Annotated in this window: 9 protein-coding genes; 3 read left to right on the forward strand and 6 right to left on the reverse strand. The window is 46.5% G+C overall.

What is annotated here, in order from left to right:
• Positions 1 to 85: 85 nt before the first annotated feature.
• The 6 genes from QUB70_RS17725 to purL form a co-directional block, all read right to left on the reverse strand.
• Positions 86 to 1,171 (reverse strand): DUF3474 domain-containing protein, encoded by a 1,086-nt coding sequence (locus QUB70_RS17725; RefSeq protein WP_332982303.1) that lies wholly within the window; start codon positions 1,169 to 1,171, stop codon positions 86 to 88.
• A 571-nt stretch (positions 1,172 to 1,742) separates the two neighbouring features.
• Complete coding sequence (purF, locus tag QUB70_RS17730; protein ID WP_332982304.1) at positions 1,743 to 3,209, reverse strand: amidophosphoribosyltransferase; 1,467 nt, start codon at positions 3,207 to 3,209, stop codon at positions 1,743 to 1,745.
• 602 nt (positions 3,210 to 3,811) lie between these two features.
• Positions 3,812 to 4,231 (reverse strand): hypothetical protein, encoded by a 420-nt coding sequence (locus QUB70_RS17735; protein WP_332982305.1) that lies wholly within the window; start codon positions 4,229 to 4,231, stop codon positions 3,812 to 3,814.
• Positions 4,228 to 4,530, reverse strand: a complete 303-nt coding sequence (locus tag QUB70_RS17740; protein ID WP_332982307.1) for a hypothetical protein — start codon at positions 4,528 to 4,530, stop codon at positions 4,228 to 4,230. Before QUB70_RS17740 ends, QUB70_RS17735 begins: the two co-directional genes overlap by 4 nt.
• A gap of 460 nt (positions 4,531 to 4,990) precedes the next feature.
• Positions 4,991 to 7,027 (reverse strand): bifunctional serine/threonine-protein kinase/formylglycine-generating enzyme family protein, encoded by a 2,037-nt coding sequence (locus QUB70_RS17745; RefSeq protein WP_332982310.1) that lies wholly within the window; start codon positions 7,025 to 7,027, stop codon positions 4,991 to 4,993.
• A gap of 227 nt (positions 7,028 to 7,254) precedes the next feature.
• Complete coding sequence (purL, locus tag QUB70_RS17750) at positions 7,255 to 9,921, reverse strand: phosphoribosylformylglycinamidine synthase subunit PurL (RefSeq protein WP_332982311.1); 2,667 nt, start codon at positions 9,919 to 9,921, stop codon at positions 7,255 to 7,257.
• 135 nt (positions 9,922 to 10,056) lie between these two features.
• On the opposite strand from purL, the gene QUB70_RS17755 reads away from it, so the two are divergent.
• From QUB70_RS17755 to QUB70_RS17765, 3 genes are all read left to right on the forward strand, one after another.
• A complete protein-coding gene (locus QUB70_RS17755) occupies positions 10,057 to 10,662 on the forward strand; it encodes a pentapeptide repeat-containing protein (RefSeq protein WP_332982313.1) in 606 nt (201 codons plus the stop codon).
• Positions 10,663 to 10,711: 49 nt separating this feature from the next.
• Positions 10,712 to 11,875 (forward strand): flagellar assembly protein H, encoded by a 1,164-nt coding sequence (locus QUB70_RS17760; RefSeq protein ID WP_332982315.1) that lies wholly within the window; start codon positions 10,712 to 10,714, stop codon positions 11,873 to 11,875.
• 69 nt (positions 11,876 to 11,944) lie between these two features.
• Positions 11,945 to 13,699 (forward strand): DUF3352 domain-containing protein, encoded by a 1,755-nt coding sequence (locus QUB70_RS17765; RefSeq protein WP_332982317.1) that lies wholly within the window; start codon positions 11,945 to 11,947, stop codon positions 13,697 to 13,699.
• The last annotated feature ends 495 nt before the right edge of the window (positions 13,700 to 14,194 follow it).

Genomic DNA, 14,194 nt, shown 5'->3' on the forward strand with positions numbered 1-14,194 from the left:
CATCTGATGAAACACGCGCAAAAATAATGAAAAACCCGGTTTCTTTAAGAAGCCGGGTTTTTGCATATTCTATTGTTTATTTAAGCTACTTAACTTCAGCAGATCGCCGGCTGCGAGGCGATTCGTAGTACACTTTAGAGCCTGTATCGGAGACAAAATGACAATCCCAGTAAGAGCGAATAAAGCTCTTCCAAATTGGATCGGTTGACTTGCGATAATAATCGCCCAATACTGGCTTGATGGCTTCCGTTGCTTCCTTCAAGTGATAGTGCGGCATGGTCGAGAAAATGTGGTGGGCTACGTGAGTACCGATGTCGTGATGGATGGAATTGATGATTCCGTAGTCGCGATCGATCGTAGACAATGCACCTTTCAAGAAATACCAATCATTACCGCGATACCAAGGAATATCGGCTTCTGTGTGGTGCATAAATGTTACCAAATCCAACCACATCACGAACACGACGTAGGGAACTAAGTAGAATTTCAGCAAAAACAGCCAACCAAACTGATAGGTTAGCGCGCCTAAAAAGCCTACCATCAGTACCAAGGATGCGGAACTCGTCAACACATCCCATTTTTCGGAAGGACGGAAAAGCGGGTTACCGGGCATGAAGTGAGAACTTACCCGATCGCCCGATCCGCGAAACAGATAAATTGGGTAGGCAAATAACATCAAATAGAAGCGTCCCAGCTTTTCGTACCAGCGCATTTGTTCGTAATGACTCTCCGACACGGGATACCAGCTTTCATCGTTATCTAAGCTGCCTGTATTGGCGTGGTGGGTTCTGTGACTGATCCGCCAACCGTGGAAGGGCACGAGAATTGGAGCGTGGGAGAGGTGTCCGATCAGGTTGTTGAGCCATTTGCTCTTAGAAAATGAACCGTGCCCGCAGTCGTGGCCGACTACAAACAATGCCCAAAACATGGTTCCCTGCATCAACCAAAAGATTGGGTAAAAAAGCCAGGAATCGAGGGTATAGGCGATCGCATACAAACCTGCGATGATGCCAATATCTAAAAAGAAGTAAGCCAGAGATTTCCAGGGCGAGGGTTCAAAACAGTGGGCTGGAATGGCTGCCTTGATATCTTGAAGAGTAAAAGGTAACTCTGCTGTACGAGAGGACGAGCCTCGATCGATCGGGTGATTGAGAACAGTATTTGATTGCACGAAGTTTCCGATTTAAGGTGACTTGAGAAACCGCATTCCGCCTTTTAACAGTCACTTTCGGCCCGCAAGGAGCCATGTTTTTTACTTTGCAAGGGTTCCTAAAGTTCTTTAGTTCGCATGAACAGCCCGTCCTCGATTCTCAAGCAAGTTGGCTTGTGGAATACTTGTGTGGGAAAATTTAGTGCGATCGACCCTGTTATCTGAAAAAATCTCATGTGCCCGTTGTTGGTGCGAAATGCGACTTCAATCTGAGACTGGAAATCTGGAGGAACTACCTCCAGTCTGCAAGTAGCATACAGCGTTTCGAGCAGGAATTGTGAACGACAGTGTAGGGAAAAACCCATCGATTTTAGATTCAAGCACAAATCTCAAATCTCAAATCGGAGTGTTGGGTTTCACGCAAGTTCTACCCAACCGATTGTTCACTACAGTTCACAAATTCTGCAAGAATTGCTAAAGCTAAGTTAATGTAACATTTCTACACACATTCTGGCAATGACTTACCAGAAAATTTTTAAAATCCCTAAATCGCGGAAAGTGATGGGCGATCGCTTTCTCGCTTTTTGATTTTCTAGGTGGCAGCCTTTTCTAATATGAGCTTAGACCGTTTTACCACTTCTGGAACGTCGATCGGATAATCACCGGTGAAACAGGCCGAACAAAAACTCATCGGGTCTTCGTTAGTCGCCTTCAGCATTCCATCCCAACTCAAGAAAGCCAAAGAATCTACCCCAATTTGGGCGCCGATTTCTGCGACTGACTTAGTAGCAGCAATCAACTGATCTTGATTGTCGGTGTCGATCCCGTAGAAACAAGGATGTGTCACCGGCGGCGAGGAAATTCTCATGTGAACTGCGGTTGCGCCCGCATCCCGCAAGGCTTTGACGATTTTGCGGCTGGTAGTGCCGCGCACGATCGAATCGTCGATAATAATTACTCGCTTTCCTTCCAACACATCTTTGAGAGGGTTGAGTTTCATGCGAATTCCTGACTCCCGCATTGTCTGAGTCGGTTGAATAAAAGTGCGCCCGACGTAGCGGTTTTTAATCAATCCTTCGGCGTAAGGAATGCCGGAAGCTTGAGAAAAGCCGATCGCCGCCGGGATTCCAGAATCGGGAACGCCGATGACTATATCAGCATCAGCCGGAGATTCTGCTGCCAACAAACGCCCGATCCGCAGTCGGTAGCTGTACAAACTTTCACCTTCCATCTGGCTGTCTGGCCGAGCAAAATAGATCATTTCAAAGATGCAAAGTTTCCGCTTCTGCTGCTGACTCCAGTGGAAGGAAGCCATACCTTCCTCTGTAATCCAAACTAATTCTCCCGGTTCTACGTCCCGCAAAAATTCAGCACCGATTATATCCAAGCCGCAAGTTTCCGATGCTAAAACGTATCGTACCGGAGTTGTGGGAAGGATGCCAATTACCAGCGGTCGGACGCCGTGCGGGTCTCGGACTCCCATCACGCCTTGGGGGGTGGCGATCGTCAAACTAAAGGCTCCTTGGCACATACCAAAGGCACTGATCGCTCCTTCTAGCCAGTCTTTGCCCTTGTCTACCTCGGAACCGATCGCCACCGCGATCGCCTCTGAATCCGTCGTGCTGACAAACTCGCACTTCCGAGACAGCAATTCTTCTCGCAATTGTTTTGTATTGACAAGATTCCCGTTATGTGCTAAAGCCAGACTTCCCAAACGAGTTTCGACAACCACAGGCTGAGCGTTGACCGCGCGCGACGAGCCGGTAGTAGAGTAGCGAGTGTGGCCTACGGCTAAGTTACCGGGCAAGTGACCTAAACTCGATTCGTTGAAGACTTGGGAAACCAGTCCCATATCTTTGTGCAGGTGTACTTTGTTACCGTCAAAGGTAGCAATCCCTGCTGATTCCTGACCGCGGTGCTGCAAAGCATACAAACCGAAGTAGGTCAATTTGGCGACATCTTCACCCGGTGCGTAGATACCGAAAACGCCACAAGCTTCCTCGGGCTTGTCGGGTTTGCTAGAATGCTCGTCAGCCGCGAAGGAATGGTTGGGAATCATAGATGGGTGGGTTCCTAATGGGGATGGTGGGTTAGGGGGACAGTTTCAGCGGGAAATCTTGTTTGCGAAAGCGTCGCATAACTTAACATTCCCTTAATCTTGCCACGGATCTGTCATTATTTTCAACTCGTGTAGCATTTCAGACAGAAGCGATGGGGCGTTTAATGGCATTGTAGTATCGATCGCCCCCACATCCTATACTAACCTTGATTAAGGACGGGCGAGGGATTTGTCGAGGGATGTGGCGAGGGATGCAGCGATTGTCAAACGAAGTCCGCGCAACGCGAGACTGAAGAGATCGGCGATCGTGCAATAGAAAATAAATTATAAACTTGCTTGATGGGCTTTTTCAAATATTAGGATTTAAGGGCGATCGAGCTTGACTTTTTCAGGTAATTGACCTACTATACCATCATGGGAATCTGTGCGGCCATGTAAAGTCCCATATAAAGTCATCTTGGGCGCGATCGAGTATTAAGTAATGTCGTATTTTGTAGGTGCGTCGCTATAAGATTTGGGATCTTACTTGGAGATTGTAGATGGCGACGCACCCTACTGATTCAACCCGCGCACCATCACGTTTTCGTTGGTGTAGACGCGGTTTAAACCGCCGATTCCAATTCTTGAAAAATTTTGTAACTACCGCAAACTACTTCGATACAAATATCCCCTTCCAGTCGAAAGTAGAAAAGGGGCGACGAACCTGTCTCAACCAAACCTGCTTGATTTTGAAAAGGATAGGACAAAGTAGATAAAATTTGACTCTTATCTTCTGTCAATTGTCTTAATTCTGCGTTACCCACCCAGAAACAAGACTCTTCGGAGTCGGAGTTGACTGGTTGAGAGATTACCTGATGAACGAGTTGATAGAATTCGATGGAAGTGTCATAAATCCCGGTTCCGAATGTAAAGTCTAAGCGCAAGGTTAAAGGTTGGGGGATTAGGGTAATGCCTGCGAGGTCGGCACTTTTCAAGTCTTCTATGCAAAAATGTTTTAAAGGGCGATCGGCTGTAAGAGTCATATAATTATATTTTCTCCGGTACTGTGGGTGTTTGAACCTGGCATGAATTGAATATGATTGCCAAACTGGTCGTATCGGGGGCGGTAACTTTTACCGCGATCGTTTTTTATTTTAGGCCCGGTTCGGACAATTTCACCAGCGGGTCTAATATGAATTAAACTGCCATCAGGATGCTCGAATGTTTCATATCCACCCTCTGTTTTAGTTTTGAAGACAAAGCCCCTGTCTGCTATAGTTTCTAGTGCTTCTGACTTATTTTTTGCCGTTAAATCAGGCAACTGCTGAGATGCTAAATTCATTGCTTCTGTCACTATAATATAATTACAAGATGTATTATGTGCCAGTGGGAGGTGCGGAATGTGGGCGATAAATTAGCAGTCTCAACATTTATTTAATTGAAAATAAATCGAGTTGTCAGAGGCGACAACCCAAGTGTAAAGAAAAGAAGTGCATAGCACAAAAGGACAAAAATGTCAAGGGCTAAGGAGCCCACGCAGCCACACACACAACACGAAAACCGACGCTGATGTAGTCATTGTCCGCCGCAACGTAGTAGCGAATAGCCGATCGGCAAAGCCACGGAATGTTGAGCCACGAACCGCCGCGCCGCAGTTTTTGTAGGGTGCGTCGCTGTGAGATTTTTGATAAAATTTGCAGGTTTGAGATGGCGACGCACCTGACTTACTCTCGCGGTGCGTCGCTGCGAGATTGTCGATTTGATTTGCAGATTGTTTCGGGCGACGCACCCTACTACTACTACTACCCGGACACCACAGCCACGCGAAAACCGATGTCCGAGAAACGATCGCCCGCCGAATTGCTAAGACGATACGCACTGCGACAATTCACCGCACTGTGGTTCCATGAACCGCCACACCGCACCGGGCGATCGTTGCGATTGTTGTCGGGATCGCTGCACCATTCCCAAACATTCCCGTGCATATCATAAAGTCCAAAAGCATTGGGTGAAAAATTCCCGACATCCGTTGTTTGTTTGCGGAAAAGTCCCTTCGATGCCCCAGCGTAGGGATTATTGCCATTATAATTAACTAAATCCGGGGTAATTGTTTCACCAAAATAGAAAGGTGTTTTAGTTCCGGCGCGGCAAGCATATTCCCATTCCGCTTCTGAAGGTAAGCGATAAATCTTGCCTGTTTTTTTAGAAAGCCGCTTGCAGAATTCCACAGCATCATTCCAGCTTACTTTTTCAACAGGAAGTTTCGCACCTTTGAACTCCGAAGGGTTATTTCCCATCACCGCTTGGTATTGTTCTTGAGTTATCTCATATTTACCCATAAAAAAAGCCGGGATATTCACCGTACGCTGCGGCCCTTCATAACTACTTCGTCCGGCTTCCGTATCGGGGGAACCCATCACAAAACTGCCGCCAGGAATTGCTACCATATCTAGAGTAATACCATTCCCAATATTTTCTATAAAAGCCTGGGCTTTTCCTTGACTGCGGTTGGCAATTTGCCCCGTTGAGTTGACTGTCACTGTTTCAAAAGTCAAGCTTTTTAAAGCATTGGAATATGGCTGAGGTTTTGGAGTTTCTGGTGCGGGTTTTGGAGATGGTTTTGGAGATAGTTTTGGCGATGGACTTTCTGCTACAGATTGTGGAGATGGTTTTGGCGATGAACTTTTGGCTGTAGTTTTTGGAGATGATTTTTGAGCTGATGATTTAGGAGATGGGGTCGCCTTGTTGGATGAAGGTGGAAGATTTGGTGAAGTTGAAGAAGATTTGTTGTTCAACAAACTTTGACCCAGCAAAGCTAATGCAAATCCTCCCCCAGCAAAACCCGCTAATTGCAATAAACCTCGCCTTGTTGTGTTAGTCGGTAACGGCAAACTGTGTTGTGGAATCACAGGAATTGTCGGATTTGATATCGGTGCGGGATTGGGTATTGACTGACGTTGAAAATCTATTAAAACTTCCTCTGCTGATTGATAGCGCTGCTGGATATCTTTTGCCAACAACTTAGATAAAATCAACTCCAATCTCTTGTCAATGGGCTTTTTCAAATGTTGCTGCCAATTTCCAGTCCAGCTATAACCGTGTTCCGTCCACAAACCATAAGGATGTACCCCCGTCAGTAGATGAAAAGCCGTCGCCCCCAAGCTAAACAAATCGCTGGCTGCATAAGCTTCACCCCCTTGCATTTGTTCAAGCGGTGCATAACCATGCGAACCAATTTGCGTTCCCTGTCGCGATATCACTGTTCCCGACAACTGTTTGGAAACTCCGAAATCAATCAGCATTAACAAACCGTCGCTGCGACGGCGCATAATATTCTCAGGCTTGATATCTCGGTGAATAATTTTTTGTTCGTGAATAAACTTGAGAACAGGTAGAAGTTCGAGTAAGAGTTGCTTAACTTGGTTTTCTTGCCAAATTCCCTGATTGTGGAAAAGCATCAACAAATTATCTCCATCCACAAACTGCTGTACGAGATACAAATATTTGTCTTGTTCAAAGTACGCATCTAGTGATGGAATTTGGGGATGTTGTCCTAGCTGTTGCAGTTGTCTGGCTTCTTGCTGAAATAATTCTACCGCTTTGTTAATCGCCCAAGTTCCCTGGACATTTGGGGCTAATTGTTTAACCACACAGCGTTGATTTAGTTTATCAATATCTTCTGCTAAATAGGTTCTGCCGAAGCCACCTTGACCGAGGAGTTCGATCGTGCGGAAACGATTTCGCAGGATGGGTACGAGTTCCAGGCCACAACTGATGCAATATGTTTGTCCGTCCGGGTTTTCAGGTTTTTGACAGTCGGGATTGATACAGCAAATCATTTGTTTTAGGAATGATATTGTTTATATTGTATAGATCGACTGGGCGATTGAATCGACGATTGATAGGCCGATTGAAAAAATTAGCCTAATTTGTAGGGTGCGTCGCTGTGAATTTTCTAGGCAATTTGCAGATTTTTAATGCGACGCACCTTACTATTGTGTGGTGCGTCGCTGTGAAATTGTCGCTTTTATTTGCAGATTGTCGATGCGACGCACCCTACGGCTAATTAGACAGATGCAATCCGACGCTCGATCGCATTATAGAATCGATCGCCCATATCAGCCATCGCCACCTCAATTAACACTTGATTGTCAGCACTCACAACCCGCAAAGGTGATTCAGCACAGCAAACTAAACCAATTTTCTGCCACATTTTGGTCAAATGTTCTTGCAGGTAAGACTCCCAAATTTTTTGATTTTTCGGTGCGACTGAAACTACAATGCAGTTGCCCATTTCACCAAACAAAATTTCATCCCAGCGACTGACATTTGCCGAATTACAACTGAGATGAATTTCCGCACCCATTTTAGCAGAAATACAAGATTCCGCGAGGGCGATCGCCATTCCACCTTCCGCACAATCATGGGCAGAACCTACCCAACCTTGCCGAATTCCATCGCGACAAACCGATTGCACTTTTCTTTCCAACTCAAAATCTATCCTGGGCGGTTTCCCAGCTACAATCCCGTGAATTGCCGCTAAATATTCCGAACCTCCCAAAGTAGGAGAACTTGCGATTTTTGAGCTTTCAGATAACAAAGATTCACCCAAATTTATCCGTGTATTAGTGTCATCATCCGTGTCGTCGTGCGTTTGGGAATTTTCAGATAACGAAGATTCACCCAAATTTATCCGTGTATCAGTGTCATCATCCGTGTCGTGCCGCCCCATTCCCAGCACATAAATTAAATCACCTTTCTTTAGCCAAGCTTGGCCAGCAATCTTCTTCAAATCGGGAATTAACCCCACCATTCCGATTACTGGAGTCGGATAAATTGGTTGAGGATTTCCCTCAGCATCAACCGTTTCATTGTAAAGAGAAACATTGCCACCAGTAACAGGCGTTCCCAACTCCCGACAAGCCTCAGCAATCCCGCGACAAGCTGACGCTAACTGCCAATATCCGATCGGCTTTTCGGGACTGCCAAAATTCAAATTATCCGTAACTGCCAGAGGTTCAGCCCCCACACAGCTTAAATTTCTCGCTGCTTCCGCTACGACTGCTTTTGCACCTTCATAAGGATCGAGATAAACATAACGAGAATTGCAATCAACCGTTGCAGCAACTCCAGGAATCATCCCCAGGGGCGCTTCCTTCTTGCTAAGGGGGGGAGAAAGTTTTGGAGTTTCCCTACCTTGTGCCTTTGTAAATAGAGGAATTACCTCTTCTTCTTGTTTGCTTTCGGAAGCTAGAGAAACAGCATTTCCTCTCAGTAGATCCCCCTTAGCAAGGGGGTGTACTTCTAGCCCATTACCAAGGGAAGATTGGCAGGGTTCTAGCGGACGCAATCTGATAACCGCAGCATCAGCGCCTCCCGGCAAAACAACAGTATTGTTTTGCACTTGATGGTCATATTGGCGATAAACCCAGCGTTTAGAAGCGATGGTGGGAGTATCTAAAAGCGTCAGCAAAATCTGATTCCAAGTTTGGAAATTACCGTTAATTTCGATACCTGTAACTGTGGATTGCGGCAGCGAATCCGCCGTCCATTCCCATGCTTTTTTAGCATATTCTGGCGGCTCTGTCAATAGTTCTCGGTGATAAATTGGCGTGTTATCTGCCAAAGCAGTTGCGGTAATTTCGGCAGCGATTTCGCCTTTAAAGAGAATTCGGACGATCGGCTTTTCGATAACTGTCCCCGCTACTACCGCGTGCAATCCCCATCTGTGGAAAATATCGATTAATTCTTGTTCGCGTCCTTTTTGGGCAACAAACAACATCCGTTCTTGGGATTCCGAAAGCAGGTATTCGTAGGGAACCATACCGCTTTCTCGAACGGGAACTTTGTCTAAATCGAATTCAATGCCGACGCCGCCTTTGGCTGCCATTTCTGATGTGGAACAGGTGATTCCGGCCGCACCCATGTCTTGGGCGGCGACGACTGCACCGGTTTTGAATGCTTCTAAACAAGCTTCAATTAAGGATTTTTCTAAAAACGGATCTCCTACTTGGACTGCGGGGCGATCGTCCATTGATTTGTCGGTCAATTCTGCACTGGCAAAACTTGCTCCTCCCATGCCATCTCTGCCAGTAGTGGAACCGACATAAAGCACGGGATTTCCGATGCCGGATGCCCCGGATTTGACGATTTCTTGAGTTTCCATTAAACCCAAGGCCATGACGTTAACTAATGGGTTGCCGGAATAGGCGGGGTCGAAGTAAACTTCGCCGCCAACTGTGGGCACGCCGATGCAATTTCCATAATGGGAAATTCCCGATACTACGCCTTTGAACAATCTCTGAGTTTTAGCGTCGTCTAAGTTGCCAAAACGCAGGGAATTTAAAAGTGCGATCGGGCGAGCACCCATTGTGAAGATATCGCGGAGAATCCCGCCGACACCGGTTGCCGCACCTTGGAAGGGTTCGACTGCTGACGGGTGGTTGTGCGATTCAATTTTGAAGGCGAGTTGCAAGCCGTATCCCAAGTCTACAACGCCGGCATTTTCTCCGGGCCCGACGAGAATTCGATCGCCCTCTGTGGGAAACTGTTTTAATAGCGGCCGCGAATTTTTGTAACAGCAGTGTTCGCTCCACATGACGCCGAACATTCCCAATTCAGCTTTATTAGGATGGCGACCGAGACGCTGAACGATTTCTTCATATTCTTCAGGTGTGAGTCTTTCACCGGCAATTTGTTCGGGGGAAAATGGGGATTCGGAGATGGGAGACATGGAAACTCGTTATAAACCACAGGCTATATTCTAAATGCCCTGCGGTTGCTTAATCTACAATCTATAATCTAAAATCTATAATCCCAAGCTTTTGGTTTGCTAATTTAAAATCTAAAATCTAAAATCTAAAATCGAATGACTTTACCTCGAAATCTCAATTTTGCTAACCAAAACTTGCGGAACCGTTCTTTTAAAGGGCTTGACTTGTCAGGCGCGAATTTCAGCGGTTCCGACATTCGAGGCTGCAATTTCACCGGGGCGATTTTGAGGGGGGCAAATTTTCAGGGTGTCAGAACCGGACAAAGCCGCAGGCGGGTGAGAAATTTGATTGCTAGGGCTGGGGTAACGGCGGTGACAGTGACGGCGGCTGGGGCTTTGACTGGACTGATTGGCGGGGCGGATGCGGGGGCTGTGGCTGTGGCCGGAACGGCTGCTACGGCGATTGCTGCGACTCGGGGCGAGGCGGGAATTGTGGCGGGGGCTGTGGCTGGGGCTGCTGCTGCGATCGGGGCTAGCGGTATTGTGACATTTTTTGGCGGAGATACTATCAGGGGAATTGTCTTATTTTTGGTTTCTGGGGTAATTCTTGGGTTAACTGCGATCGGCTTTTTTATCGCTGTTGAGGAAATAGAAAAATTGTCGGTAACTTCGTTTAGAAAGGCTGATTTGACTGATGCTGTATTCGATGCGGGGGCGGTTCTCGATGCAGATTTTTCCGATGCGCGAGGAGTGCCTTGGTAAACAAGCTGATTCTCCAATCTAAAATCTAAAATATACCATTTAAAATCGGATGACTAAGTTTCCCCACGATCAGTTTGCGAAAGAATACCTGCAAGAGTTATTGTCGCCTCTTGGAGAAGTAGAAACGAGCAAAAATGTCACTGCTGAAGTTAGAGAAATTGATGTTTGGTTTCAACCGACTTCTTTTGAGGGCGAATATGTCCAAAGTTTGGGTTTGTTAGGTAAAATGGCTGCGACAGCGGCGATAATTGAACCGTTTCGCAATCCTGTGACTGCTGAGGGAATTTTTAGCTGTGTTGTTAAGTTATTAAATAGTAGGGCAGAACTGGGGCGGCGGGCTAATCGAGAAAATCAACGTTTCGATGAAAGACAATTGCCGATGTTGATGTTGTGGATTCTCACTCCCACTGCTTCGGAAGCTTTATTAAATAGTTTTGGTTTTCGGACTCCCGAAGAGTCTGAGGGCTGGGGGAGGGGAGTTTATTTTTTATCGGAGGTTTGGAGAGTTGGCTTAATCGCCATTCACCAGCTACCGAAGACTCCAGAGACTATGTGGTTGCGGATGTTGGGTAGGGGCAGGGTGCAGCAAGGGGCGATCGCAGAATTAACAGCATTTTCCGTCAACGATCCGCTCCGAGCTAATGCGCTACAATTACTTTACACCTTGCAGGAAAATTTGCAAGCGAATACACCAACTAATCCCGCAGGGGATGATGAAGATCAGGAGTTAGTTATGGCGATCGTACCCCTTTTTCAACAACATTTACAAGAAGCACGAGAACAAGGTCTTGTACAAGGTATTGTACAAGGTCTTGAGCAAGGAAGAGAACAAGGAATTGAACAAGGAAGAGAACAAGGACAGCGGTTGATTTTAGAGAATTTCTTGCAGGTAAGATTTGGGGAGCTAGACCCCCTAACTCTCACTTTTGTGCGCCCGATCTCGGCTCTGCCTACTGCCGAGTTTACGATGTTGTTAGTACAATTGTCTATGCTGCCGATCGCACAAACCGATCGCCAACCAGTCCACAATGTGCTAGCAGCAAGTGTTTTAAACAACCGTTTCAGCGCTTCAGCACCATCAGCAGAACTCCCGGTTAATCTCATCCCCAATTTGCTCGCCTTATCTCCAGAAAAGTTATCATTACTGCTGTCAGAATTGCCTGAATTATCGCTGGACAATCTGACAACTAGATTGTCACAACGAGCGAGTTGAAAATTAATAATGTGGCTTGAACCCGGACTTTTTAAACAAGTCCGGGTTCTGGGTGTATAATAAGAGACTGTGGTAATTTGTCATTTGCCGATGAAGTTGCGATCGTTCTTTTCTTTCCTCATTGCTGGGGTGTTGGCACTTTTAGCCCTGAGTGCCGGTGGTTTTTACTGGCTGACAACTCAAACTCCCCTGAATTTGCTCGCCGGCGGGCCGACAACTACTCCGGCTGCGGCTGTGTTTGTCTCGAAACAAGCACCTTTGTTAGCTTCAATGCTGGTAAATCCCGATCGCCTCGAAGCCCTGCGGCAAGTCTTTGCGTCTCCCGAAGAAAGAAGTCGATCGCACGCTGAATTCGAGCAAATCAAAAAAAGCCTCCTCGCAAATACAGGCCTGAATTACAGTCGAGATATCCAACCTTGGATAGGTGACGAAATTACCCTCGCCGTCACAGATATAGATTTCGATCGCGACAGCAAAAACGACCAACAAACCGGGTTTTTGCTGGCCGTTTCCTCCCAAAATGCCGATCGCAGCCAACAATTTCTCGACTCCTACTGGCGAAAACAATCTCGGATCGATAAAACAGTGCAGTCGGAACTCTATAAAGGCATCCAACTAACTTACAAAAAATCATTTACAGCTAACCCAAAATCCGCTGCAATTTCGCCTTTCAACCCGCTTTCTCTGCCGATTTCAAGTTTGCCGCCCAGCTTCGCAACAGCGGCAATCGGCGGCAGTTCTGATTCAGGAAATAACCCCAGTTTTGTTTTATTTGCCAACAGCCCAAATGTGATTCGAGATGCAATTAACAATGTTGAAGCAGCCAACCTAAATCTCAACAATAGTCCTAACTATCAAAAAGCTTTCCAGCAGTTAACTCAAGGCAGAATAGCTTTAGCATTTGTTAATCTCCCGCAATCAGCAACCGAGCAAAATCCCCCAGTTTCTCTTAATTCCCTCGCAGTTGCTGTCGGAGTCAACCGACGGGGATTGCTGGCTCAAACTGCTTTAGTGACATCGCGAGAAAACACAGCTTCTCCAACACTCTCCGAACCTGTGCAAGCCTTGCAGTACATTCCCTCAGCCAGTCCTTTCGCCGTCGCCAGCACCGATTTAAGGAATTTTTGGGGTGATTTGTCATCGGCGGTGTCCAGCAATGCAGAAGTCTCAAAATTAGTCGATCGCACCCTGGCAGATATTCAGCAAGGTTGGGGAGTCAACCTGCCGCAGGATATATTTAACTGGGTACAAGGAGAATACGCTTTAGCAGTGCTTCCGAATTCGTCAAATCGTGCTGACTGGATTTTTGCCGCCGAAAAATCTGCCGATTCCCAACAGGCGATCGACAAACTCGATGAAATTGCCCGCAGCAAAGAATACAGCATCGGCAGCTTCACTCTCAGAAACCAGAAAATTACCGCTTGGACGCAGTTGACAACTAACCAGAATTATGGTACAGAAAATAATAGAAAAAGTGCGATCGAAACCGAGGCAAAAGGAGTCCGAGCCACGGTTGGTAAATACGAAATTTTCACCACCTCAGTAGAAGCGATGGACGCAGCACTCAAAGCAGCCGAAACAGGCTCTTTAGTTGCCAATCAAGATTTTCAAACCAGCATCGAACCGCTACCGCCATCTAACGACGGCTATTTTTATTTAGACTGGCCCTCCAGCAGGGCAATTTGGGAAAAACAAATCCCGCTGTTGAGGTTAATTGAACTTTCGGCAAGACCATTGTTCGACCACTTGCGATCGCTCACCGTCACCAGTACCGGAGAAATAACAGGAATTCGCAAAGCTACAATATTTATGCGGCTGAATTAGTCATTAGTTATTAGTCATGAGTCATTAGTTAGCAGTTCGATCGTCGAGTCATAAATTTTGTCGGGGCGGGTTCACAAAAATATAGCAGATTGCAAGTTTATGAAGTACAACTAAGATCGATCCCCGTAGGGACACGGCGGGAGTGCGGTGTCCCTACAAGGGCTATGTACCTTACAAACAAGCGCAAAAGTGCTGTATATCATAAAAGCGAAAGCTTCAGCAATCATTAGTCATACCACTTTTCAAAAGTATTGCTACGAACATTTTGTTTGGGTTTAGTTGCACGGGCCCAACCTACTGTCTATTGACACTCCCCTGGCTGAAGCCGAGGGGATTCTTAATTCAGCGACTGACCTTAAAATGTTCTGTCCTCACGGCAATACTTAAACTTTTCAACCGTGGAGTACCACCAATTGACGAGTCCAATTCAGAAACAGCCCAGCGGGTCTATCTCCAAAAGCGTACTAGAATATTTATCTAGAGTTTGGGTATGCC

Origin of the sequence: Microcoleus sp. A003_D6 (assembly GCF_036702825.1) — a bacterium.
In the GTDB taxonomy this organism is placed as follows: Bacteria; Cyanobacteriota; Cyanobacteriia; order Cyanobacteriales; family Microcoleaceae; genus Microcoleus.